The sequence below is a fragment of the Kitasatospora sp. NBC_01287 genome (assembly GCF_026340565.1).
Classification (GTDB): domain Bacteria; phylum Actinomycetota; class Actinomycetes; order Streptomycetales; family Streptomycetaceae; genus Kitasatospora.
The window spans coordinates 1,646,581-1,669,651 of the sequence record NZ_JAPEPB010000001.1; the positions used below are offsets into that span (position 1 = coordinate 1,646,581).

Consider the following 23,071-nt stretch of genomic DNA (forward strand, 5'->3'; position numbering starts at 1 on the left):
TACGTCGAGAACGTCCAGGGCTCCGCCTGCGGGCGGCCCGCCGCTACGCGGGAGGGTGCGGCTCGGCCGGCCCCGGTGACAGGCCGCCCAGCAGCAGCCGGAGCGCCAGTTCGAACCCGCGATCGTCCAGGCCGCCCGGGCCGCCACCCCGGGCGGCCGAGGCCGAGAGCGCCTCGGCCAGGTCGGGGTAGCGCGGGCGGTACTCCTCGGCCGGGCGGGCGAAGCCCTCGGTGAAGGTCTCCAGGGCCGAGCCCAGCACCAGGTAGTCGAGGGCGGCGGCGGCCTCGGCCGCGTCCGCCGGCTGGAACCCGGCCCGGCGCAGCGCGGCGAGCAGCGCGTCGTAGCCCAGGAGCTGGCGATCGGCCTCGACCCGGCGGCGGGCGAAGAGCGCGATCGTGTTGGGGTGGCGCAGGAAGACCCGGCGGTAGCCGCGGGCGTACTCCGCCACCGCCGTGCGCCAGTCGCCGGCCGGGGACGCGCCCGGGACCGCGGCTGAAGGCGCCCCCGACCCCCCGCCGGGGGCGGCGCCGGTGCCGGCCGGCCGCAGCGGGGCGTGGTCGATCTCGGCGTTGACCAGTTCGGCCAGCGCGTCCAGCAGTTCGTCCTTGCCGGCCACGTGGTTGTAGAGCGAGGCGGCCTTGACCCCGAGCCGCTCGGCCAGCGCCCGCATGGTGAGGCCGTCCGGCCCGTGCTCGTCGACCACCCGCAGCGCGGCCCGGGCGATGATCTCCCTGCTGAGCAGCGCCTTGCCCGGTCGTCCCACGCCCCACCCCATCGTCGCCGCGGCGCCCTGCCGCCCTGGTCGCCGCCCGGTCCTCGGTGCGGCCGCCGTCAGGTTACAGCCCGGTGTCGGGGGCTTCCGCCGGCCGGGGTCGGTGGTCTACCGTCCCGGACTAACTAAGTTAGTTTTTCCCCGCGACCCTCAGGCGGACCGCATGACAGCACACCCGACGCCCCCGACCGCACCCCCGACCACACCCGCGCCGACCGCCACCCCCACCGCCGAGCCCACCGCCACCCCCACCGCCGCACCCGACGACAGCGAGCGCCTGGCGGCCCTCGGCTACCAGCAGGAGCTGCGCCGCAGCCTGGGCGTCCTCGGCAACATCGCGATGGGCTTCGCGGTGGTCTCCCCCGTGGTCGGCCTCTACGCGGTCGCCCAGGTCGGCATGAGCATCGACGGCGGCGCCTGGGTCTGGGCGCTGCCGATCTGCCTGCTCGGCCAGGCCCTGGTGGTCTGCGTCTACGCCGAGTTGGCCAGCCAGTGGCCGCTGGCGGGCGGCGCCTACCAGTGGACCAGGCGGCTGGCCAACCCGTCCTTCGCCTGGCTGAGCGGCTGGCTCTGGCAGTTCGCCGTGATGTTCGCCAACACCACGGTCGCCTACCTGGCCTCCCCCTGGGTCTTCGCGCTCTTCGACAGCACGCCCAGCCCCGCCCAACTGGTGCTGGTCTCCGCCGCGTTCACCATGGCCTGCGCCCTGGTGAACGCCTACGGCATCAACATCCTGCGCCGGTTCGTCTCGCTCGGCATCGGCGCCGAGGCGATCGCCTCGGTGCTGGTCGGCGTCTCGCTGCTGCTCTTCTGCCGCAAGCACGGCTTCTCACTGCTCACCGACACGCTCGGCGCCTCCTCGGTGACCGGCACCGGTGGCGTGCTCGCCTTCCTGGCGGTGGTCGCGGTGGGCGGCTGGGCGTTCATCGGGTTCGACGCCTGCGTCTCGACCGCCGAGGAGACCAAGGACGCGGGCCGCCAGGTGCCGCGCGCCATGTGGTACGCGCTGCTCAGCGTCGGCGCGGCGGTGATGCTGAACGCGGTGGGCGTGGCGCTGGCCCACCCGGATCCGGCCGCCGTGGTCGCGGGCCGGGACCTCGACCCGGTCACCACCGCGGTGACCAGCTCGTTCGGCGACTGGTCGGCCAAGCCGTTCGTGGTGGTGGTACTGATCAGCTTCACGGCCTGCCTGATGGCCTCGCAGGGCGGCGCGGCGCGCGGTCTGTACTCGCTGGCCAGGGACGGCGTGTTCCCGTTCTCCGCCCAGGTGCGCCGGGTGAACCGCCACCAGGCGCCGATCGGCGGGCTGGTCGCGGCCACCGTGATCAGCTGCGCGGCGCTGCCGCTGGGCCTGAAGAGCGCGGCGATGGGCAGCCTGATCACCTTCGGCAGCGCGGCGACCTTCCTGCCGTTCTTCCTGCTCACCCTCGCGGCGCTGCTCGCCCGGGTGCGGGGCACCTGGCGCCCGGCCGGGCAGGTCGGCTACGGGCGCTTCGGCACGGCGCTCAACGCGCTGGCGGTGCTCTGGACCGGCGGCGAAGTGCTGAACATCTGCTGGCCGCGCACCATCCTGGCACCCCCCGGGGCCCCGTGGTACCAGATCTGGGCCGCACTGCTCGGGGTGGGGACGGTGACCCTGATCGGGGTCGGCTACCTGCTGGTGAAGCGCCCGCAGGACCGGATGGCGGCGGCGGCGGAGGGCGGGCCGGTACACGAATTGGCCTGACCATCACAAGATCCACCCGGCGCGGCCCACCCTAGCGTGTCGCGGGGGGAATCTGTGGGGGCTTTGGTCACTCTGTGCCGCCGGGCCGCTGCTTCCGGTATCCCTGAGGGCGGAAAGGACGTCTCTGTGATCTTCAGCCGGATACGCGCCCGCATGCCCGTCACCGCCCCCGCCGCTCCCTCGGCCGCGCCCGGGTGCCCGATGGGCCACGGGCGGGCGGGCGCGGCCGAGCAGGCGGTGCCCGAGCAGGCCCGCCGGATGCCGACCAGCCTCTTCACCCCCGCCTTCACCGATCCGGCCCAGGCGCGCGCGTTCATCGAGCAGTTCCACGCCGAACTGCCGGGCACCGGCGATCCGGCGGCCCGGGTGCACGAGGTGCTGGACGAGATCGAGCGGACCGGCAGCTACCGCCACACCCCCGAGGAGCTGGCCTTCGGCGCCCGGGTCGCCTGGCGCAACTCCGCCCGCTGCATCGGCCGCCTCTACTGGCGCAGCCTGGTGGTGCGCGACCTGCGCGAGGTCTCCTCGGCCGACGAGCTGGCCGAGGAGTGCTTCGAGCACCTGCGCACGGCCACCAACGGCGGCCGGATCCGGCCGGTGATCAGCGTCTTCGCGCCGGACCGCCCCGGCCGCCCGGCCCCGCGGATCCTCAACTCCCAACTGGTCCGCTACGCCGGCTACCCGGACGGCTCCGGGGGCTGGACCGGCGACCCGGCGGGCGGCCAACTCGCCGCCCGCGCCGCCGATCTGGGCTGGAAGCCGGGCGAGGGCCGGTTCGACGTGCTGCCGCTGCTGGTCCAGGAGCGGCCGGGCGAGCGCCCGCAGTGGTTCGAACTGCCGGACGACACCACGCTGGAGGTGCCGCTGAGCCACCCCGATCACGCCTGGTTCGCCGAGCTGGGCCTGCGCTGGTACGCCGTTCCCGCGATCAGCGACCAGACGCTGGAGATCGGTGGCATCCGCTACCCGGCCGCCCCCTTCAACGGCTGGTACATGGGCACCGAGATCGGCGCCCGCAACCTGGCCGACGCCGACCGCTACGACCTGCTGGCCGAGGTCGCCGGCCGGCTGCGGCTGGACACCTCGCACGACCGCACCCTGTGGAAGGACCGCGCGCTGGTCGAGCTCAACCGCGCGGTGCTGCACTCCTACCAGGAAGCCGGGGTGACCATGTCCGACCACCACACCGAGTCGGAGCGCTTCCTGAAGCACGTGGCCCAGGAGCGGCGGCTGGGGCGGCAGACGCCCGCCGACTGGAGCTGGATCGTGCCACCGGTCTCCGGCGGGGTGACCCCCGTGTTCCACCGCTACTACGACCCGGTGGACCCTGAGCTGCGCCCGGCCTTCCTGGCCCGCGAGCCGTGGTGACGGGAGCCGCGGCGGTCGGCCAGGCCTGCTCGGCCCGTTCGGTCCGCTAGGCCTGCTCGGTCCGCTAGGCCTGCTCGGTCCGCTCAGTCCGCTCGGTCCGCTCAGTCCGCTCGGTCCGCTCGAACCGCAGCGCCAGCCCGTCCAGCAGGGCTTCGAGGCCGGTCTCGAACGCGCCCTCGTCCACGGTGCGCCGGTGCTCCGCCAGGCGGTGGGCCTCGCCGAGGTGGGGGTAGCCGGCGGCGTAGAGCTGGGCGTCCTCGGGGAATCCGGCGGCGAAGGAGCCGAGCGCCGAGCCGGTGATGAAGTACCGCATCAAGGCGCCGATCCGGGTGGCCTGGCCGCGCGGCCAGCCCGCCTCGACCAGGCAGCCGTAGACGGCGTCGGCCAGCCGCAGCGCGTTGGGGCGGCGCCCTGGGCCCTGGGCGAGGACCGGGACGATGTGCGGGTGGGCGGCCAGCGCGGCGCGGTAGGAGCGGGCCCAGTCGCGCAGCGCGGTGCGCCAGTCGGCTGCGCCCGGCGCGGACCCCGGGGCAGCCCCCGGCACGGACCCGGGGGCGAACATCGCGAGGTCGACCTCGCCCATCACGCTGTCCACCACCGCGTCGAGCAGTTCGTCCTTGGTCGCGAAGTGGTTGTAGAGCGAGGGGCCGCTGACCGAGAGTTCGGTGGCCAGCCTGCGGGTGGAGAGCGCCTCCAGCCCCTCCGCGTCCACCAGGGCCAGCGCGGCGCCGACGATCCGCTCGCGGCTGAGCAGCGGGGTGCGGGGCCGGGCCATCAGCGGGCTCCTCCGGTCGGGTGGTGGGGCGGCCATTCTTGCAGGGGGCCCTTCCCAGAGCGGGCCCGGGCGGGCTAGAGTCCGAAAAACTTGCACCGCTAGTTTAAGACCGCCCTCCGCCGCCACGCGCCGGTCGGTCTCAGGGCCCCGGGGACGGGACCTGGACCCGAGGAAGGGACCCGGGGATGGACCTGCAGCTCTCCGAGGAACAGGCCGCGGTCCGCGCGCTCGCCGCCGACTTCACCGATCGCGAGATCGCCCCGCACGCCGCCGCCTGGGACCGCGCCGAGTCGGTCGACCGGTCGGTCATCAGCAAGTTGGGAAAGCTCGGCTTCCTCGGCCTGACCATCCCCGAGCAGTACGGCGGCAGCGGCGGCGACCACCTGGCGTACTGCCTGGTGCTGGAGGAGCTGGGGCGCGGCGACTCGGCGGTGCGCGGGATCGTCTCGGTCTCGCTCGGGCTGGTCGGCAAGTCGATCAGCGGCTACGGCACCGAGGAGCAGAAACGGCACTGGCTGCCCCGGCTCTGCGCGGGCGAGGCACTGGCCTGCTTCGCGCTGACCGAGCCCGGCACCGGCTCGGACGCCGCCAACCTGACCACCCGCGCGGTGCGCGAGGACGAGGGCACCACCCGCTCGAAGAGCGGTGGGCACTGGCTGATCAGCGGCACCAAGATGTTCATCACCAACGGGACCTGGGCCGACCTCGCCCTGGTCTTCGCCCGCACCGGCGAGCCCGGCCACCGCGGGGTGACCGCCTTCCTGGTCCCCACCGACACCCCTGGGCTGACCCGCCGGGAGATCCACGGCAAGCTCGGCCTGCGCGGCCAGGCCACCGCCGAACTGGTCCTCGACCAGGTGCGGGTGCCGGACAGCGCCCGGCTCGGCGCCGAGGGCAAGGGCTTCGGCGTCGCGATGGCCGCGCTGGCCAAGGGACGGATGTCGGTGGCGGCCGGCTGCGTGGGGATCATCCAGGCCGCGCTGAACGCCGCCGTCCGGTACGCCGGGGAGCGCGAGCAGTTCGGCAAGCCGATCGCCTCCTACCAGCTGGTGCAGGAGCTGATCTCGGACATCTCGGTGGACCTGGACGCCGCGCGGCTGCTCACCTGGCGGGTGGCCGACCACATCGACCGCGGACTGCCGTTCGGCACCGAGTCCTCGGTGGCCAAGCTCTTCGCGAGCGAGGCCGCCGTGCGGGCCGCCAACAACGCGCTGCAGGTCTTCGGCGGCTACGGCTTCATCGACGAGTACCCGGTGGGCAAACTGCTGCGCGACGCCCGCGTGATGACCCTGTACGAGGGCACCAGCCAGATCCAGAAGCTGCTGATCGGCCGGTCGCTGACCGGCGTGAACGCGTTCTGACCGCCGGGGCCCGCCGGAGACCCCGGTGCGCCTCGGCCGCGACCAGCAGAGCAGCGACCAACGGAGCGGCAAATCCACGACCAACAGAGCCGCGACCAACAGAGCCGCGACCAGCAGAGCAACGCCCAGCAGGGCAAAACCCGGCAGGGCGGCAACCAGCAGAGCAGTAACCAGTAGAGGAGCCCAACGAAGTGCGTCCCGTCTACTTCGCCGCCGCCCGCCGCACCCCGATCGGGCGGCTGCGCGGCGCGCTCTCCACCGTGCGGCCCGACGACCTGTCCGCCGCCGTGCTGCGCGGCCTGCTCGCCGAGGTGCCGAACCTCGACCCCGCCAGGATCGACGACGTCTACTGGGGCGCCGCCAACCAGGCCGGCGAGGACAACCGCAACGCGGCCCGGATGGCCGTGCTGCTGGCCGGCCTGCCGGACAGCGTGCCCGGCGCCACCGTCAACCGGCTCTGCGCCTCGGGCCTGGAGGCCGTCACCATGGCGGCGCGGACCATCGCGGCCGGCGAGGCCGAGATCGTGTTGGCCGGCGGCTGCGAGTCGATGAGCCGCGCGCCCTTCGTGCTGCCCCGCCCCGACGAGGCGCTGCCGCACGCCATGCAGACCTACGACACCCGGCTCGGCTGGCGGCTGACCAACCCGCTGATGAAGGACCTGCACGGGGTGCTCGCCATGGGCGAGACCGCGGAGGAGGTGGCCGAGCGGTTCGGCATCACCCGCGAGCGGCAGGACGCCTTCGCGCTGCGCAGCCACCAGCGGGCGGCCGCCGCCCGCAAGGACGGCCACTTCGACGCCGAGCTGCTGCCGGTCACCCGCCCCGACGGGGTGACGGTCAGCCAGGACGAGGGCATCCGCGAGGACACCAGCCTGGCGCGCCTCGCCCAGCTCAAGCCCGCCTTCCGCGCCGGCGGCACGGTCACCGCCGGCAACGCCTCCCCGATGAACGACGGCGCGGCCGGCCTGCTGCTGGTCAGCGAGCGGGCGCTGGGCGAGCTCGGCCTCGAACCGCTGGGCCGCTACGCCGCCGGCGCCTCGGCCGGCGTGCACCCGGACGTGATGGGCATCGGCCCGGTGCCGGCCACCCGAAAGGCGCTGGCCCGGCTGGGCTGGACGATCGGCGACCTGGAGGAGGCCGAGCTGAACGAGGCGTTCGCCGCCCAGGCGCTGGCCAGCACCGACCAGTTGGGCATCGACCCGGAGCTGGTCAACCCCTCCGGTGGCGCGATCGCGCTGGGCCACCCGCTGGGCGGCTCGGGCGCCCGGATCCTCACCACCCTGCTGCACCGGATGCGCCGCACCGGCGCCCGGCGCGGGCTGGCCACCATGTGCGTCGGCGTGGGCCAGGGCACCGCCGTCCTGATCGAGAACAGCTGAAGGAGCGTCACGAGATGTCACGATTCACCGGCAAGGTCGCCGTTGTCACCGGCGCCGCCCAGGGCATCGGCGCGGCCACCGCCCGCCTGCTGGCCGAGGGGGGCGCCACCGTCGCCGTCGTCGACCTGAGCGCCGAGCGGGCCCGGCAGACCGCCGACGAGATCACCGCCAAGGGCGGCACCGCGCGTGCCTACGGCTGCGACGTCAGCGACTACGACGCCGTGGAGCGCACCTTCGCGCAGGTCGTCGAGGAGCTGGGCGGCCTGCACATCCTGGTCAACAACGCCGGGATCACCCGGGACAACCTCTTCTTCAAGATGCCCAAGGCCGACTGGGACGCCGTCCTGACGGTCAATCTGACCAGCGCGTACAACTGCAGCCACGTGGCGCAGAAGTACCTGGTGGCCCAGAAGTACGGCAAGATCGTCTCGCTCAGCTCGCGCTCCGCCCTGGGCAACCGCGGCCAGGCCAACTACGCCGCCGCCAAGGCCGGCATCCAGGGCCTGACCGCCACCCTGGCGATCGAGCTGGGCCCGTTCAACATCAATGTCAACGCGGTGGCCCCCGGCTACATCGTCACCGCCATGACCGAGGCCACCGCCGAGCGCGTCGGCGCCACCCCCGAGGACCACCAGAGCGAGGTCGCCGCCCGCACCCCGCTGCGCCGCCCGGGCAAGCCCGAGGAGGTCGCCTCGGTGGTGGCGTTCCTGGTCAGCGAGGAGGCCTCCTACGTCAGCGGGCAGACCCTGTACGTCAACGGCGGCGCGCGCTGAGGCGGTTGCCGACCGGCTGACGGCCGACAGCTGACAGCTGACAGCATGGATCGATCCGCCCTGTCCGGTATCTGGGCGCCGGACAGGGCGGATCAGTTCATGGGAAGGCTCGGGGCCTGGTCGGCCCCTCGGGCCCTGGGTCACCGCGCTCGGCACGTCGGCGGCCGCGGCGGTGAGCGCCGCGGCGCCGCGCGCCTACTCCTCGGGCGCGGCGTCCACCAGGTGAGCCACAGATCCCGGGGTGGCCGACACAACCGCGCCCAGCAGCACGGTGGCGGCGTCACGAATTGACGGTTCCGTCACGCGAACCTCCCCGGAATTCACACCTGTTGAACGATGACCCGATGCGTTCATTCTGGCTTACGGACCGTCAGTTGGTCCAGTGCGGCTTCAGGGTGACGCTCAGGATGGTGCGGTACTCGGCCGGCTCGACCGCCGGGACGGTGAACGGCGCGGCCGGGTCGGTGCCGTAGACGCTCCCGGTGCCGGGCAGCGGCTTGGGCGTGGCGTAGCCGGCGAAGACCATGGTGAGCGTGCCGTTGTCGTTGCGGACCACGGTCGGGTCGTAGACCCGGCCGCTGTAGTAGCCCGAGACGCCGAGGGCGCCACCGGTGGCCGCCTGCTCGGCCAGCGCCGAGAAGCCGTAGTCGGTGGAGAGCAGCTTCTGCGGGGCCGACCAGGTCTTCCCGTCCTTGGAGGAGGAGTAGAAGATCTGGTTGAAGGCGTCGCTGTCGCCGTCCGAGGCGTAGGCGCCGGAGAGGAAGAGGCCGAGGCTGCCGTCCGGGTTGGTGATCACGGTGCCGCGCGAGCCGGTCCAGCGCAGCACCGAGTCGCTGGTGCTGGTCGGGTCGGCCAGGCCGTTCACCTGGCCCAGGTCGGTGAAGTGCAGGCCGTCGGTGGTGTAGGCGGCGCGGACCACGGTGTAGTCCTCGTTGTTGCCGTAGAGCGACTTGGGCTTGTTCTTGCCCTCGCCGATCTGCGCCAGCCGCGCGTAGGGGACGGTGGCCGCGCCGGGCGCGCCCACGCTGCTGCCCTTGGCGACCGCGCCGGTGCCGCCGGTGCAACCGGTCAGGTCGGTGGCGTCGGCGCCGGTGCAGGTGGCCTGGACGATCCCGGCCGCGGTGCCCAGGCTCACGGTGACCGCACCGCCGGCCGCCGGCTTCAGCGCCGAGCTGTCGGCCACCGGGATGGTGGCGGCGGGCAGCGTGACGGCGGCCGTGGTGGTGGTCGGGGTGAAGTAGTTGACGATCTTCTCGGTGTAGAGCACCGCGACACTGCCCTTGGGCGCGCCCGGGTAGTGCGGCAGCGTGCTGATGATGCCGTCGGGCGCGATCAGACCGCTGGTCTGCTGCGCGGTGGCCGGGATCACGCTGTCGGCGGTGATCGCGTCGCCCGCCTTGACGCTCACGCCGCCCGCGGTGCGGGTGGTGCAGCCGGTGAAGGCCGTCGCCGTGGCCGCGGCGTCGTTGCAGTCCACCGTGACGCCGTCCACCGAGAAGTGGCCGGGCTGCTCGAAGTTCGCGGTGCTGCCGACGTTGATGGTCACGCCCGCGCCCCCAGGGCCGGCCGGCACGCCGACCGCGCCGGTCGCCGCGGTGCCGCCGCCCATGCCGACCGGCTCGGCGGCCGGCAGGCCGGCCAGCGGGTCGCCGTCCTTCGGCGTGAGGTGGTGGACGATCAGGTTGGTGCCCAGCGTGTCACCCGAGGGGCGGGAGAGGGTGTACAACACCTGGCCGTGGTGGCCGGTGCCGGCGTAGTCGGGCACGTTCAGCACGAAGGCGTGACCCTGGCCGTCGTCGTTGGTGTTGCCGTCCGGGCACAGGCCCGCGTTCTGCTCCAGCGCCTCGCCCGCGTACTTCCAGGTCTTGCCGTGGTCGGTGGAGGTGGCGGCGACCACCGCCTCGTCACCGTCCTTGGGGCGGTAGTCGAAGAGGCCGGAGAGCGTCTCGCCGCCGTCCTGGCTGGTGACGAAGGGGAAGTAGTACGGCTGCATCGGCAGCACGCTGCCCTTGGGCTGGCGCACCACGGTGCCGGTCTCGGGCGTGGCACCACCGCTGGAGCAGTAGCCGTCCAGCGGGCCGGGGGTACCGGTGACACCGCTGGCCGCCGGGACGCTGCCGGTGCCGGCCGGGTCGACGGCCAGGTTCGGGTAGGTCACCCCACCCACGGTGACCGTGCCGGTGCCGCCGCCGGCGTAGACCGGCAGGCTGTTGCCGTAGGAGGCGCCGAGGGTCAGGTCGCCCTGGCCCAGGGTCCACGGGCCGCCCTTGACCTTGTCGACCACCGGGGTACCGACGCCGTAGGAGAACGAACCGTGGTGGTGGCCCCGGGCGCCGAAGCCGTCGATGGCGCTGCCGTTGGCGTCGGCCAGTGCGGGGCCGGCGGTGGCGGTGAGGGCGGCGATCGTGGTGACCGCGATGGCGGCGCTGGTCGCTGTACGGCGACGTGGCATGGGCTGTTCCTCCTGGTAGCGCCCGGGCCGGTGGAAGACGGCACGGGCCGGTGCGTCCGTTGCGTGGAGCCGCAAGCGTCAGCCGAGATCCTGCACGCGGACCGGGCCGAGCGGGAGGGGGTCGCGGGAGAGTTCACCTACCGTTCCCCGCCGGTCCGCCGGGCCGACCCGGAACGCGGCGCCGCCCTGCACCGGCCAGGGGTTCACGACGTCCGCTCAGCGGTCGCCAATTGCGCCAACTGGGCTACTCTTGACCAGCACTTGACGGTTCGTCGGACGGCTCGCCGGGACCTCGGCACCCCCGCTGGCCTGGGCTGTTCGAGCCATCAGCGCGACTTCGGCAGATTTTTTCGGCATGTTCACCAAGCATGTCAAGAGTCCGAAATGACTATAGATTCATCGGCTCTCCACACGATGGGATAACCCGGGCCGACTTCCCTATTCGGCACGACCCTCCCCCCCTTCGAAGGAGTTCCATGGGAACCTCCCCCGCCACCGCGGGCCCCCGACGCTCCGCGACCGCCCGTGCGCTGGCCTTCCTCGCCGTCGGGGCCACCGCCCTGACGGCCGGCACGGTCACCGCCCAGAGCACCGCGGCCTTCGCCGCCGGGGCGCCCTCCCAGGCCGCGTTCAAGCTCCACCCGGCCTCCCAGGGCCACATCGACGCGACCGGGCGGACGGCACCGATCAGCACCAGCGACTGCGTGTCGCAGATCGGCATCCACTGCTACTCCCCGCTGCAGTACCGCGACGCGTACAACCTGAACCCGCTGTACAAGCAGGGCATCACCGGCAAGGGCCGGACGATCGTCATCGTGGACTCCTACGGCTCGCCGACGATCCAGCACGACCTGGAGACCTTCGACAAGCAGTGGGGCATCCCCGACACCAACGTCGAGGTGGTCAAGTGGGGCAACGTCCCCACCTTCGACCCGACCAACTCGGACATGACCGGCTGGGCCGGTGAGACCACGCTGGACGTCGAGTACGCCCACTCGATCGCACCCGACGCGCACATCGTGCTGGTCGAGACCGCCGTCGCCGAGACCGAGGGCGTCACCGGTCTGCCCGAGATGATGGCCGCCGAGCAGTCCCTGATCAAGCAGGGCAAGGGCGACGTCATCACGCAGAGCTTCGGGGCCACCGAGAACACCTTCCCGGGCTTCGACAAGGGCGACTACAAGTCGCTCACCGACCTGCGCTACGCCTTCAAGTCCGCGGCCGACCACGACGTCACCGTGCTCGCCTCCTCCGGCGACAACGGCGCGGTCGACTCGGACAACAACAACAACCTGTACCCGTACAAGGTCAACTCCTGGCCGTCCTCGGACCCGCTGGTCACCTCGGTCGGCGGCACCCAGCTGACCCTGGACAACAACGGCAACCGCACCGCGCCCGACCAGGTCTGGCACGACGCGTACGGCGCCGGCGGCGGTGGCACCTCGGCCATCTTCGACCGCCCGTGGTACCAGACCGGCGTGGCGAACGTGGTGGGCAACCACCGCGGCACGCCCGACATCAGCATGAGCGCGGCGGTGGACGGCGCGGCCTGGACGTACGACTCGTACGACCCGACCGCCGTCGGCTGGCACCTCACCGGTGGCACCAGCGAGGCCTCGCCGATCTTCTCCGGCGTCGTCGCGCTGGCCGACCAGGCCGCGGGCCACCGCCTGGGCCAGATCAACTGGCGCCTCTACGGTCTGTCGCTGCTGCCCTCGCAGTGGAGCGGCATCACCGACGTGACCACCGGCGACAACGGCTGGAACGGCGTCACGGGCTACTCGGCGGCGAAGGGCTACGACCTCGCCTCGGGCCTCGGGACGATCAACGGCTACACCTTCGTGCACGCGCTCGCGGGTCGCTGACCCCGCCTGCTCGCCTGCTCGTCCGGGGCACTCGCCGCTCGTCGGCGGGTGCCCCGTTCGCGTGGGCGCGGGCGGGCCGTTCGCGTGGGCGCGGGCGGGCCGTTCGCGTGGGCGCGGGCGGGCCGTTCGCGTGGGCGCGGGCGGGCCGTTCGCGTGGGCGCGGGCGGGCCGTTCGCGTGGGCGCGGGCGGGCCGGCGCCACCACCGCGGGGCCGGCGGCGCTCAGCCGGGCGACCCGACCGCGGCGGTGAGCTTGGCCAGGTAGCGTTCGGCGGAGCGGAGCTTGCGGCTTCCCTCGCCGGGCAGTTGGGCGCGCAGCTCCAGGATCGGCGGGCCGAGTCGCAGGGCGCGGCGGGGATCCGCGATAGCCCGCCAGCAGGCCTCCGCGTTGGTCGCCACCCGCTGCACCTCCGGGTCGTCCGGGCCCTCGACGGCGAGCAGCACCAGCGCCACCTGACGGTAGAGCTCGGCCGCCAGCACCGGGTCGCCCGCCAACCTGGCCACATGAGCCCGGACCTGACGAACCATCAGAACCGCTGGTGCGATGGCGCCGTGGGCCGAGACCACCTGCTCCTCCAGCACCAGGGCGAGCTCGGCGGCGGAGTCGTGCTCGCCGGCGTCGGCGGTGCGGACGATTCTGCCGAGTGCCTCGCGGTAGTCGTCCGGGGGCGGCAGGGCGGGGTCGGCGGCGGGGGCTCCGGCGGCGGGCGCGGGAGCCTCGGCGGGCGCAGGGGCCTCGGCGGCGGGCGCGTCAGGGGCGGCGGTGCCAGGGGCGGGCGCGTCCCACGGCGTGTCGGGCCGCGGATCCTCGACCGGCGGCGGCGCGTCGGTGACGGCTGCCGCACCCGGCGCCGCCGCCTTGAGCAGCGTGACCGGGCGGATCGGGCGGACGGTCGGCAGCACCCCTGGCTTCAGCAGCGAGACCGGGCCGCGCGCGGCGGACGGTCGCGGCAGCGGGACCGTCGCGGCCGTGCCGACCGCGACCGCCGGCTCCGGCGCCCGGACCCCGGCGGCGGTCCGCTGACGCGAGGTGTTGCGGAACACCGGGCGGTCCGGACCGTAGGAACCGAAGATCAGCGCGTTGGGGCGGAGCACCGAGTGCACCTGCCCGCGCAGTTGCTCCGGCGTCAGCAGCGGCCCGGCCCCGGGCCGGCCGCCGTGCAGCGCCTCGATCAGCGCCCGGGTGAAGGTGCCGATCTGCTCCGCGTCCGGTCCGATCACCGCCCAGAGCGGGATCTCGTCGGTGAGCAGCGCCGGACCGCCGCCGCCCTGCAACAGCGGCCAGGCGCCCTGGTCCGCGCTGAGGTCGGCGATCACCAGGGTGTCCCAGTCCGCGGGCCGACTGCGCAGCTCGGCCACGATCGCCGCCCAGGCCACGCCGTCCTGGCGGATCGTGCCGGCCTTGGAGTCACGCAGCGTCAGGTGCAGCCCACCGCCGCGCTTGTCGGCGACCAGCTGACCACCGAGGTGGACCAGCAGCGGACCTGGGTGCCGGGCGGCGGCCCGCAGGTGCGCGACGACGGTCTGCGGGTCACTGGCCGTCGGCAGGTGGACGGCGTCCACGGCCTCGGCGGCCAGCAGGGTCTGCGGGGAGACCGCCGCGAGCATCGCGGACAGCACCTGCGGCTGCCCGGCGCCGCCGCGGCCCCAGGGGCGGCGGCCGCCGCTGCCGTAGCCGCCCTCGACTGCGAGGATCCGGCCGCGCAGGCCGCCCCCGACCGTGCCGGTGGCGGTACCGGTGGGCGTGAAGGTGCCGGTCGAGGCCGCGAGTTCGGCCGGGTCCGGGAGCGGCAGCGTGGCGGCCGGGTGCGGCAGCGGGACGGTGACGGTCCATCCGGTCGAGGCGGCCGGCGCGTCGGCGGGGGGCGGGTCGGCGGGCGGGGCCTCGGCCGGCGGCGGCCCGGGCACGGGGGTGGGCGCGGGCGTCGTGGGCGAGGGCGTCGTGGGTGCGGTGGTGGCAGCGGGCGCGGTGGTGGCCGCGACCGCGGGTTCCGGGATCGCGCGCAGCACGGCCGTCGCCGCGCTCTGCGGCACCGCGCGCAGCAGCGCCGTCCCGTCGCCGCCGCCTCTTCGGTAGGCCGCCGGGATCGCGTCCTCGATCACCGGCAGCACCCGGGTCTCGCTCACCTCGGGCGGCACGCCCTCGGACGCCTGACGCGTGGCCGGGGCGGCCGCCGCGCCATGCTCCGCGCGGTAGGCCGCCGGGATCGCGTCCTCGATCGCGGGCGGCGGCAGCGGCATCGGCGCGGTCCGCTCCACGTCGTACGGTTGCTGCTGGTCGGGCGCGGTCGGCGGCGGCACCGCAGACCCGGAGATCGATGCACTGTCCGCCAACGCCGGTCACCACCCCGCCCGCCACCCTGGGCGTTCTCGGTTCGCGGGTCGCGGTAGACCGCACCGTTCCCCCTTGCGCGCCACCTTACGGGGTCTTCGACCTCCCGTTCCAGGCCGGGGCTCCGGCCCCGCCGGTATCGTTGAAGTAACCAGGGGGTGCCGCTCTACCGTTCGAGGCGCCGACCGGATCACGGGGTCCGGGGCATGAACGAGGGAGTGAGCGATGAGCCGGATCGTGGTCTTCGGGGCGGGCGGGAACGCGGGGCGGCGCGCGGTGGCGCGGGCCGTGGCGCGCGGGCACCAGGTCACCGCGGTGGTCCGGGTCCCGGCCGAGTATCCCGAACTGACCGGCCCCGGCGTGTCGGTGGTGGCGGGCGACGTCACGGACCCGGCGAGCGTCGCGGCCGTCAGCGCTGGAGCGGACGCCGCGATCAGCGCGGCGTACCGGGCCGACGTGCCGTCGGTCGAGTTCTTCCCGGCCGCCGCCCGGGCGCTGCTGGCCGGGCTGGCGCGGGCCGGGGTGCCGCGCCTGGTGGCCGTCGGGGTGGGCACCGTGCTGGAGGCGGAGCCCGGTGTCCCGGTGCACGACACGCCTGGTTTCCCGGCCGAGGCCAGGGAGTTCTCGCTGGGGCACGCCGCCGAACTGGCGCTGCTGGGCGCGGCCGGGCCCGAGCTGGACTGGGTGGTGCTGGCCCCGCCGCCGGCCTACCTGGACGCCGAGGGCGCGGGCACCGGGCGGTACCGTACAGGTGGCTCCAGCGTGCTGCCGGCCTCGGCCGACGCGCCGCTGTTCGCGTACGCCGACCTGGCGGTCGCGCTGGTCGACGAGGTCGAGGCCCCGGCCCACCACCGCGCGCTGGTCGCGGTCGGACCCGCCTGAGGCGGGCTCACCACAGGACAGGACAGACCAGGACAGGACAGGGGGATCGGCAGATGACGGTCTGGTGGATCGGCGGCGCGCCGGGGGCGGGCAAGACCACCGTCGCCCGGCTGCTCGCCCGCCGCTACGGCTTCGGCTGGTACGGCGCGGACACCCGCACCTGGGCGCACCGCGACCGGGCGATCGCCGCCGGGCACCAGGCCGCGATCCGCTGGGAGGCGCTCTCCCCCGCCGCCCGGTGGACCGCGCCGACACCCGAGTTGCTGGCGATGTCGCTGCACCGCGAGCGCGGGCCGATGATCGCGGCCGACCTGCGCGCGCTGCCGGCCACCGGGTCGACCGTCGCCGAGGGCACGCCGATCACCCCCTCCGTCGCCCCGGCGGCCCGCTCGCTCTGGCTGCTGCCCGCGCCCGGGGTGCAGCAGGCCAGGCTGGCCGCCCGGGGCCTCTCCCCCGGGGCGCGCCGCCTCTACACCGCGCTCACCGAGGAGATCGCCGCCGAGGTGGCGGCCGCCGGGGCACGCGTTCTGGTGGTGGACGGCGAGCGGGACATCGACGCGACCCTCGCGCTGGTCGAGGTGGCGTTCGGCCCCGAACTCGCCACCGCGCCCGCCGCCCGGGGCCGCCAGGAGCGGCGGGCACTGCTGCGGGCGGGCAACCGCTCGGTGCTGGACCAGTACCTCGGCTACTTCGCCCGCCCGTGGGCGCTGGGCGATCCCCTGGACGCCGTCGCGGTCTTCGCCTGCGAGTGCGGGGCGGCGGACTACCACGCGGAGCTGGAGCTCAGCATCGCGCGGGCCGCCGAGGCACTCGCGGCGGCGGAGGCGGAGGTAGCGGAGGCGGAGGTAGCGGTGGCGGAGGCGGGCACGACCACCGTCGCCCGGCTGCTCGCTCCCGGGCACCGGGGCGGCTGAGCCGGGGGGTGCGGAACGGCCGCTTCCGCTCGCCTGGTTGACTGGGGCGGGCCCGCCCACGCGGCGGGCTCCGCGCGGTCCCCCACACCCTCCGGGCCCCGCAGCACCGGGGCTTGCCGCACCCTCCGAGGATCCATGCACGACCTGCAACCCCTGCTGGCCGCCTTCGTCCCGATCTGGGCCCTGACCGCCGTCGGCTACCTGGTCAGCCGCACCGGCCTGCTGGGCGAGCAGGCCGAACTGGTGCTCAGCCGCTTCGTCTTCCATGTCGCGATGCCCGCCGCGCTCTTCACCATGCTCGCCAAGGCACCGCTCACCACCTTCGCCAACACCTCGATGCTCGCCTTCGCCGCCGGCACCCTGGCGGCCACCCTGCTCGGCTGGGCCGGCGCGCGCTGGCTCTTCGGGCGCGGGCCCGCCGACCGGGCGATCAGCGGCATGGCGGCGGGCTACGTCAACTCGGCCAACCTGGGCATCCCGGTGGCGGTCCAGGTGCTCGGTGACGCGTCCTTCGTCGGACCGGTGCTGCTCTTCCAGGTCCTGCTGGTGACCCCGGTGATCCTCGGCCTGCTCGACGCCGGGACAGCCGGTGGCGGGACCGCGGACGCCGGGACCGCGGACGCCGGGACCGCGGACGCCGGGACGGCCGGTGGCGGAACGCCCGGTGCGGCCGCCCGCCCCCACTCCGCGCGGCGCGCCCGACTCCGGCGGCTGCTGCGGCTGCCGCTGCGCAACCCGATCATCCTGGCCTCCGCCCTCGGCGCGCTCTGCTCGGCCATCGGCTGGCACCCGCCGGCCGCACTCGGCCAGTCCTGCCAGCTGCTCGGCAACGCCGGCGTGCCGACCGCACTGATCACCCTCGGCATGTCCCTGCACGCCCGCCCGGCCGCCGAGCGCGGCTCGCTGCGTGCCGAGGTCGGGCTCACCGTGCTCACCAAGAACCTGCTCCAGCCGCTGATCGCCTTCGCGGTGGGCAGCCTGCTGCTGCACCTGACCGCCCACCAGCTGCTCGCCGTGGTCATCTGCTCGGCGCTGCCCACCGCGCAGAACGTCTTCGTCTACGCCCGCGAGTACGGCGCGAGCACCGCGCTGCCGCGCGACTCGGTGCTCTGGTCGACGCTGCTCTCGATGGTCACCCTCTCGGCGATCGACTGGACCCTGGCGCCCACTGTCCACTGACGGCGGCTCGGCGTGCGTCCCCACGCCGAGCCGCTCAGGTCTCGACCGTCCAGTGGTTGGTCAGCAGGGAGCGCCCGGCGAACGCGGTCCGCCGCTCACCCCGCAGGGTGAAACCGAGCGAGCGGCAGATCCCGTTCGAGGGACCGTTGGTGACGGCCGGGTAGGCGTTCACCCGCCCCCAGCGCCCGTCCGCCCGGGCCAGCCGGAGCAGCTCGCCGACCGCCCACCGGCCGAGCCCCCGCCCCTGGAACTCCGGCAGCACCATCCAGCCGATCTCCGCGTGCGGTGCGCCGTCCTCCTCCTGCGCCCAGAGCGTCACGGTGCCGGCGACACCGGCGGCAGCGGCGGCAGCGGCACCCGGGTCACCGGGAGCACCGGGAGCACCGGCGCCATCCACCACGATCATCTTGATCCACTGACGATCCGTCACTGCCGCCGCCACGTCGCGCTCGACCTTCGCCGCCATGCCCGCCACCGGCAGCGGCCCGCCCAGCTCGGCCATCATCAGCGGATCGCAGCGCATCCTCACATAGGCGTCCACGTCCCCCAGTTCGACATCACGCAACCACACGTTCAACTCCTCTGCCGCAGCGGACACTTCCTCGCACACAGATTGTATGAACGGATCGTCAACTGTCGCCCGGCTGTTAAGCCAGTTGTCATGTGCGCGGACTTCACCCGTCATCGGCCCTGTGTCTTACTGAGGGAGCTACGCGCGTTGCACGTCGGAGCTACGCGCGTCACATCCCCTCGCCTACCCCCACGGAGACCTGAATGAGACTCACGCGTCGCGCCCTGACCAGCCTTGCCGCCGGGGCGATGGCTGCTGCCGGCGTCCTCGCGCCCGTGACCGCCGCGCACGCCGCGACCGGCACCTACTCCCTGGTGATCCTGCCGGACCAGGGGGAGAGCGCGATCTACAACTTCGTCAACTCCGCGACGAAGTCGATCGATGTCACGATCTACGAGCTGCGCGACACCACCCTGGTCAACGACCTGGTGGCCAAGGAGAAGGCCGGCATCCCGGTCCGCGTCATCATGGACGCCAAGCAGACCTCGGTGAACAGCGCCGCCTACAGCGCGCTGTCCGCGGGCGGCGTGGGGGTCACCTACTCCTCCTCGGCCTTCGTCTACACCCACCAGAAGACCATCACGGTCGACGGCGCCAAGTCCTACATCAGCACCGGCAACTTCGACACCACGTACTACGCCACCTCGCGCGACTACGGGGTCTTCGACACCGACGCCAACGACGTCAACGCGATCGAGCAGGTCTTCGCCGCGGACTACGCGAAGACCTCGATCACCCCCTCCGACGGCGACGACCTGGTCTGGTCGCCCACCGACTCGCAGACCCAGCTGCTGGGCCTGATCAACGGCGCTCAGCACACGCTGGACGTCCAGGAGGAGGAGTTCGGCGACACCGCGCTGATCAACGCGATCGTCGCGGACGAGCAGCGCGGCGTCACGGTCCGGGTAGTGGCGGAGAACGAGAACAACACCTACACCACCGACCTCAACGAGATCACCGCCGCGGGCGGCAAGGTGACCACCTACACCAGCTCGACCGGCTTCTACATCCACGCCAAGGCCATCGTCGCCGACTACGGCACCTCGACCGCCAAGGCGTTCGCCGGCTCGGAGAACTTCTCCGACAACTCGCTGAACGACAACCGCGAACTCGGTCTGATCGTCAGCGACCCGGGCGTGGTCAGCGGCCTGGAGTCGACCATCACCGCCGACTTCAACAAGACCAGCAGCGCGGGCGTCAGCGTGGCCAACCCGGGCAGCCAGAGCGGCACCGTCGGCACCGCCGCGAGCCTTCAGGTCTCGGCCACCGACACCGCGGGCGGCAGCCTCTCCTACAGCGCCACCGGGCTGCCGGCGGGCCTGTCCATCAACGCCTCGACCGGCCTGGTCTCCGGCACCCCGACCACCGCCGGCACCTCGAACGCGACCGTGACCGCGACCGACTCGACCGGCCCGTCCGGCTCGGCCTCGTTCAGCTGGACGGTCAACCCGGCCGGCGGCAACACCGTGACGGTCACCAACCCGGGCAGCCAGAGCGGCACCGTCGGCACCGCCGCGAGCCTTCAGGTCTCGGCGAGCGACTCCGCCTCCGGCCAGACCCTGAGCTACAGCGCCACCGGGCTGCCGGCCGGCCTGTCCATCAACTCCGCCACCGGCCTGGTCTCCGGCACCCCGACCACCGCCGGCACCGCGAGCGTGACGGTGACCGCCAAGGACAGCACCAACGCCGGCGGCTCCGCCACCTTCAGCTGGACGGTCAACCCCGCCTCCGGCGGCGGCTGCACCTCGGCCCAGCTGCTCGGCAACCCCGGCTTCGAGACCGGCACCGCCTCGCCGTGGACCGCCTCGACCGGCGTGGTCGCCGACAGCAGCACCGAGCCCGCGCACACCGGTTCGTACGACGCCTGGCTGGACGGCTACGGCAAGGCGACCACCGACACCCTCGCCCAGTCCGTCACCCTGCCGACCGGCTGCGCCAACTACCAGCTGAGCTACTGGCTGCACGTCGACACCGCGGAGACCAGCAAGACCACCGCCTACGACACCCTCAAGGTGCAGGTGCTGAACAGCTCGGGCACCGTGCTCGGCACCGTGGGCAGCTTCTCCAACCTCAACCACAACACCGGCTACGCCCAGCAGACCGCCAACCTGTCGGCCTACGCCGGTCAGACCGTGACGCTGAAGTTCACCGGCACCGAGGACAGCGAGTACCAGACCTCGTTCGTGATCGACGACACCGCGGTCAACGTCAGCTGAAGCACCGCGCCCAGCAGCCAACGGGCTCACCCGGCTCCCGTCCCGCTACCGCAGCGGGGCGGGAGCCTCGCCGGTGCCGGTGCCGGTGCCGGTGCCGCTAGCACTGCCGGTGCCGGGTCCGGTCCCGGCGCCGTCGATCAGTGCCCGCTCCCAGCCCTGGGTGTCGGCGTACTCCCGCATCGTGGCGATCTGCCCGCCACGGACGGAGAAGACGCCGCTGTTCGCCTGCCGGTAGGGCCGCCCGGTGCGCCCGGTCGCCCAGGAGTCCCACTCGACGAAGACCTGCTCGCCCTCACCGAAGACATTGGTGACCCGGATACCGATCTCCCGCTCGGGGTCGAGGTGCGCGAAGGCGGTGGCGAGGAACCCGTCGATCACCCGGTCCCGGCCGCGCCACAGCCCGGAGATCGGCAGGTCGCCGCCGTACCAGCAGGTGCCGTCCACGGCCCAGGAGTCCCGGATCGCCTGCTGGTCGCCGGCCGCGAGGGCGGCGAAGTAGCGGAGCACCACGTCCTTCGCCGCGGCGCCGCGCAGTCGGGCGATGGTCGGCTCGGTGCTGGTCGGCTCGGTGCTGGTCGGCCGGGTGCTGCTGGGCTCGGTGCCGGTCATGAGGTGGTCCCGCCTTTCCGCTGGTCCGGGCGGCCCGTCCGCCCTGGGACCAGTCAAGCCGCGCGGGCACGCCCGACCAAGACCCGATCCACGCGGCCGGCGATCACGAATCGTGATGGCTCGTTCCAGCTCTGTCCGGCAGCGCCACGGGACCCGCCCTACAGCTCGACCGGCTCGCCCAGCGGGAGGCGGGCGTAGCTGGTGCAGGTCTCCTCCTCCAGCCAGCCGTCGAAGTTCTCCAGGCCGATCTCGCTGAGGTTGGCGTCGTGGATGGGGAAGGCGCGGGCCGGCCTGATGGCGCGGACGAGTTCGATGGCCTCGCGGAGCTTCAGCCAGGGGCCGGAGGCGGGGAGCAGCAGGGTGTCGACCGGTTCGCCGGGGACGACGAGGGAGTCGCCGGGGTGGTAGACGCCGTCGACGAGGTAGCCGAGGTTGGGGCAGCCGGGCAGGCCGTCGATGATCTCGGCGTGCGTGCCGCCGACGGCGCGCACGGTGAAGCCGGCGGCGGTGAAGGTGTCACCCGGGGCGACGACGACGGTGCCGGGGCCCAGCGTCGCGGCCAGCGCGGCGTGGGTGTGGACGGTCAGCGCGGGGTTGGCCGCGCGGGCCGCGGCGAGCCGGTCGCGGTCGAGGTGGTCCTCGTGCTCGTGGGTGATGAGCACGGCGGTGGCGCCCCTCAGCGCGTCCGGGTCGGACAGGGTGCCCGGATCGATCACGAGGACGCGGTCACCGGCTTCGAGGCGGACACAGGCGTGTCCGAGCTTGGTCAGACGCATCCGGCCACGCTACCGGCCGCCGTCGTGGCCCTGGTCGGCGAGGTGGACTCTCCTGACGCCGTCGAACGAGGCTCAGACCGAGGCGGGTGCGGGGCTGTCGTCCGGGCGCGTGCTGCCCGGATCGCCCGGCGTCGCGCTGTCCGGGTCGACCGGCAGGTCCTCGTCGGTGAGCGAGAACGCCGCGCGGGCGGTGGCCACGGCGGTCGAGGGGTCGTTGATCCGCAGGGCTGCCTGGAAAGCCCCCACCGGATCGGTGGTGTCGGTGGCTGCCGCGTTCCAGGCGGACTCGTCGGCCTCCAGGCTGTTCACCAGCGTGGCGATCTGTCCCTGGAGCTCGGTCGGCCACCGTGTGGTCTTGAGCGTCTCCACGGTGTCGACGATCGCCTGGGCGGTGCTCTGCGACTCCTCGACCGCCATCCCCGAGTCGGTCACCGGGATACCCAGCACCCGGTCCTGCACTTCGAGTTCGGCGATGTCGTTCACGAAGTCCTGCTGGTTCGGGGTCAGTTCGGCAGGGCCGCCGGGGGCAGCAGGGGTGTCGCCGGGCAGCGGCAGCGGCAGCGCGGGGGCCGGCGGAACGACCCGGGTAGAGCCGTGGAGGTGCAGGGAGCCATTGAGTTCGCCGACCGTCCCCATCAGCAACCCGAGTGACCCGAGCAGCACCCCCGCGACGGCGAGCCCGAACCCGCGCTGGCGCCGACGACGGAGCTGGACCAGCGCGGCGATGCCGAAGCCCAGCGCGGCCGGCCAGAGACAGCAGGTGAGCCCGGTGACCAACGAGGTGATGGCCAGCCCGTTGGTCACCTCGAACACCGGGCGCTGGTCGGGGTGGTGGGCGTACGGCCCGCCCCGCGCGTACGGGTGCGCGTACGGGTGCGCGTACGGGTTCGGGCCGGTGCCGGGCGGCGGCCACGGGGCACCGACGGGGCCGGGCGCGGCCGGTGCACCCCCGGCCGCCCACGGGTCGGCAGGACGGGCGTCCTGCGGCGCGGCCCCCTCCGGCGGCGCCCACGGATCGCTCGAACCGGCCCCGCGCGCGGCCGCGTCCTGCGGCACCGCCGCCTCCCCGCCGTCCGGTCGCGCCGCGTCCGTCATGCCCCCGCCCCCAAGCCCGGCCGCCCG

Annotated in this window: 18 protein-coding genes; 10 read left to right on the plus strand and 8 right to left on the minus strand. The window is 73.8% G+C overall.

Going from position 1 to position 23,071, the window contains the following annotated elements:
• Positions 1-43: 43 nt before the first annotated feature.
• Positions 44-763 carry a TetR/AcrR family transcriptional regulator gene (locus OG455_RS06730; RefSeq protein WP_266291228.1) on the minus strand — a complete coding sequence of 240 codons (720 nt, stop codon included), beginning with the start codon at positions 761-763 and terminating at the stop codon, positions 44-46.
• Between the two features lie 172 nt (positions 764-935).
• On the opposite strand from OG455_RS06730, the gene OG455_RS06735 reads away from it, so the two are divergent.
• Both OG455_RS06735 and OG455_RS06740 read left to right on the plus strand, forming a co-directional pair.
• A complete protein-coding gene (locus OG455_RS06735) occupies positions 936-2,498 on the plus strand; it encodes an APC family permease (protein ID WP_266291230.1) in 1,563 nt (520 codons plus the stop codon).
• Between the two features lie 258 nt (positions 2,499-2,756).
• The gene (locus OG455_RS06740; protein WP_266300675.1) at positions 2,757-3,866 is read left to right on the plus strand and encodes a nitric oxide synthase oxygenase; all 1,110 of its coding nucleotides are present in this window, start codon (positions 2,757-2,759) and stop codon (positions 3,864-3,866) included.
• A gap of 64 nt (positions 3,867-3,930) precedes the next feature.
• On the opposite strand, the gene OG455_RS06745 is transcribed toward OG455_RS06740, so the two are convergent.
• Positions 3,931-4,641, minus strand: coding sequence for a TetR/AcrR family transcriptional regulator (locus OG455_RS06745; RefSeq protein ID WP_266291232.1), 711 nt, complete (start codon positions 4,639-4,641; stop codon positions 3,931-3,933).
• A 185-nt stretch (positions 4,642-4,826) separates the two neighbouring features.
• Between OG455_RS06745 and OG455_RS06750 the strand changes: the two genes are divergently transcribed.
• The 3 genes from OG455_RS06750 to fabG all read left to right on the plus strand — a co-directional run bounded on the left by OG455_RS06750 (position 4,827) and on the right by fabG (position 8,154).
• Positions 4,827-6,002, plus strand: coding sequence for an acyl-CoA dehydrogenase family protein (locus tag OG455_RS06750; protein WP_266291234.1), 1,176 nt, complete (start codon positions 4,827-4,829; stop codon positions 6,000-6,002).
• 191 nt (positions 6,003-6,193) lie between these two features.
• Positions 6,194-7,381: an acetyl-CoA C-acyltransferase gene (locus tag OG455_RS06755; protein WP_266291236.1), complete on the plus strand. Its 1,188-nt coding sequence runs from the start codon at positions 6,194-6,196 to the stop codon at positions 7,379-7,381.
• Between the two features lie 14 nt (positions 7,382-7,395).
• Entirely contained in the window at positions 7,396-8,154 is a 759-nt protein-coding gene (fabG, locus tag OG455_RS06760) for a 3-oxoacyl-ACP reductase FabG (RefSeq protein ID WP_266291238.1), read from the plus strand.
• Between the two features lie 370 nt (positions 8,155-8,524).
• Here fabG and OG455_RS06765 read toward each other — a convergent pair whose 3' ends face one another.
• Positions 8,525-10,606: a hypothetical protein gene (locus OG455_RS06765; protein ID WP_266291240.1), complete on the minus strand. Its 2,082-nt coding sequence runs from the start codon at positions 10,604-10,606 to the stop codon at positions 8,525-8,527.
• 476 nt (positions 10,607-11,082) lie between these two features.
• On the opposite strand from OG455_RS06765, the gene OG455_RS06770 reads away from it, so the two are divergent.
• Positions 11,083-12,471 (plus strand): S8 family serine peptidase, encoded by a 1,389-nt coding sequence (locus OG455_RS06770; protein ID WP_266291242.1) that lies wholly within the window; start codon positions 11,083-11,085, stop codon positions 12,469-12,471.
• A 221-nt stretch (positions 12,472-12,692) separates the two neighbouring features.
• On the opposite strand, the gene OG455_RS06775 is transcribed toward OG455_RS06770, so the two are convergent.
• Complete coding sequence (locus OG455_RS06775; RefSeq protein ID WP_266291244.1) at positions 12,693-14,804, minus strand: hypothetical protein; 2,112 nt, start codon at positions 14,802-14,804, stop codon at positions 12,693-12,695.
• A 223-nt stretch (positions 14,805-15,027) separates the two neighbouring features.
• On the opposite strand from OG455_RS06775, the gene OG455_RS06780 reads away from it, so the two are divergent.
• The 3 genes from OG455_RS06780 (at position 15,028) to OG455_RS06790 (ending at position 17,777) form a co-directional block, all read left to right on the plus strand.
• A complete protein-coding gene (locus tag OG455_RS06780) occupies positions 15,028-15,684 on the plus strand; it encodes an NAD(P)-dependent oxidoreductase (protein WP_266291246.1) in 657 nt (218 codons plus the stop codon).
• Positions 15,685-15,737: 53 nt separating this feature from the next.
• On the plus strand, positions 15,738-16,598 hold the full coding sequence (locus OG455_RS06785) for a hypothetical protein (protein WP_266291248.1): 861 nt from the start codon (positions 15,738-15,740) through the stop codon (positions 16,596-16,598).
• Between the two features lie 135 nt (positions 16,599-16,733).
• On the plus strand, positions 16,734-17,777 hold the full coding sequence (locus OG455_RS06790) for an AEC family transporter (RefSeq protein ID WP_266291250.1): 1,044 nt from the start codon (positions 16,734-16,736) through the stop codon (positions 17,775-17,777).
• Between the two features lie 34 nt (positions 17,778-17,811).
• Here OG455_RS06790 and OG455_RS06795 read toward each other — a convergent pair whose 3' ends face one another.
• Positions 17,812-18,348, minus strand: coding sequence for a GNAT family N-acetyltransferase (locus tag OG455_RS06795; protein ID WP_266291252.1), 537 nt, complete (start codon positions 18,346-18,348; stop codon positions 17,812-17,814).
• A gap of 203 nt (positions 18,349-18,551) precedes the next feature.
• Here OG455_RS06795 and OG455_RS06800 point away from each other — a divergent pair, with 203 nt between their 5' ends.
• On the plus strand, positions 18,552-20,564 hold the full coding sequence (locus tag OG455_RS06800; protein ID WP_266291254.1) for a putative Ig domain-containing protein: 2,013 nt from the start codon (positions 18,552-18,554) through the stop codon (positions 20,562-20,564).
• Positions 20,565-20,609: 45 nt separating this feature from the next.
• On the opposite strand, the gene OG455_RS06805 is transcribed toward OG455_RS06800, so the two are convergent.
• From OG455_RS06805 to OG455_RS06815, 3 genes are all read right to left on the minus strand, one after another.
• Positions 20,610-21,173 (minus strand): nuclear transport factor 2 family protein, encoded by a 564-nt coding sequence (locus tag OG455_RS06805; RefSeq protein ID WP_266291256.1) that lies wholly within the window; start codon positions 21,171-21,173, stop codon positions 20,610-20,612.
• A 158-nt stretch (positions 21,174-21,331) separates the two neighbouring features.
• Positions 21,332-21,949, minus strand: coding sequence for an MBL fold metallo-hydrolase (locus OG455_RS06810; protein WP_266291258.1), 618 nt, complete (start codon positions 21,947-21,949; stop codon positions 21,332-21,334).
• A gap of 72 nt (positions 21,950-22,021) precedes the next feature.
• Positions 22,022-23,044, minus strand: a complete 1,023-nt coding sequence (locus OG455_RS06815) for a DUF4190 domain-containing protein (RefSeq protein ID WP_266291260.1) — start codon at positions 23,042-23,044, stop codon at positions 22,022-22,024.
• Between the last annotated feature and the right edge of the window lie 27 nt (positions 23,045-23,071).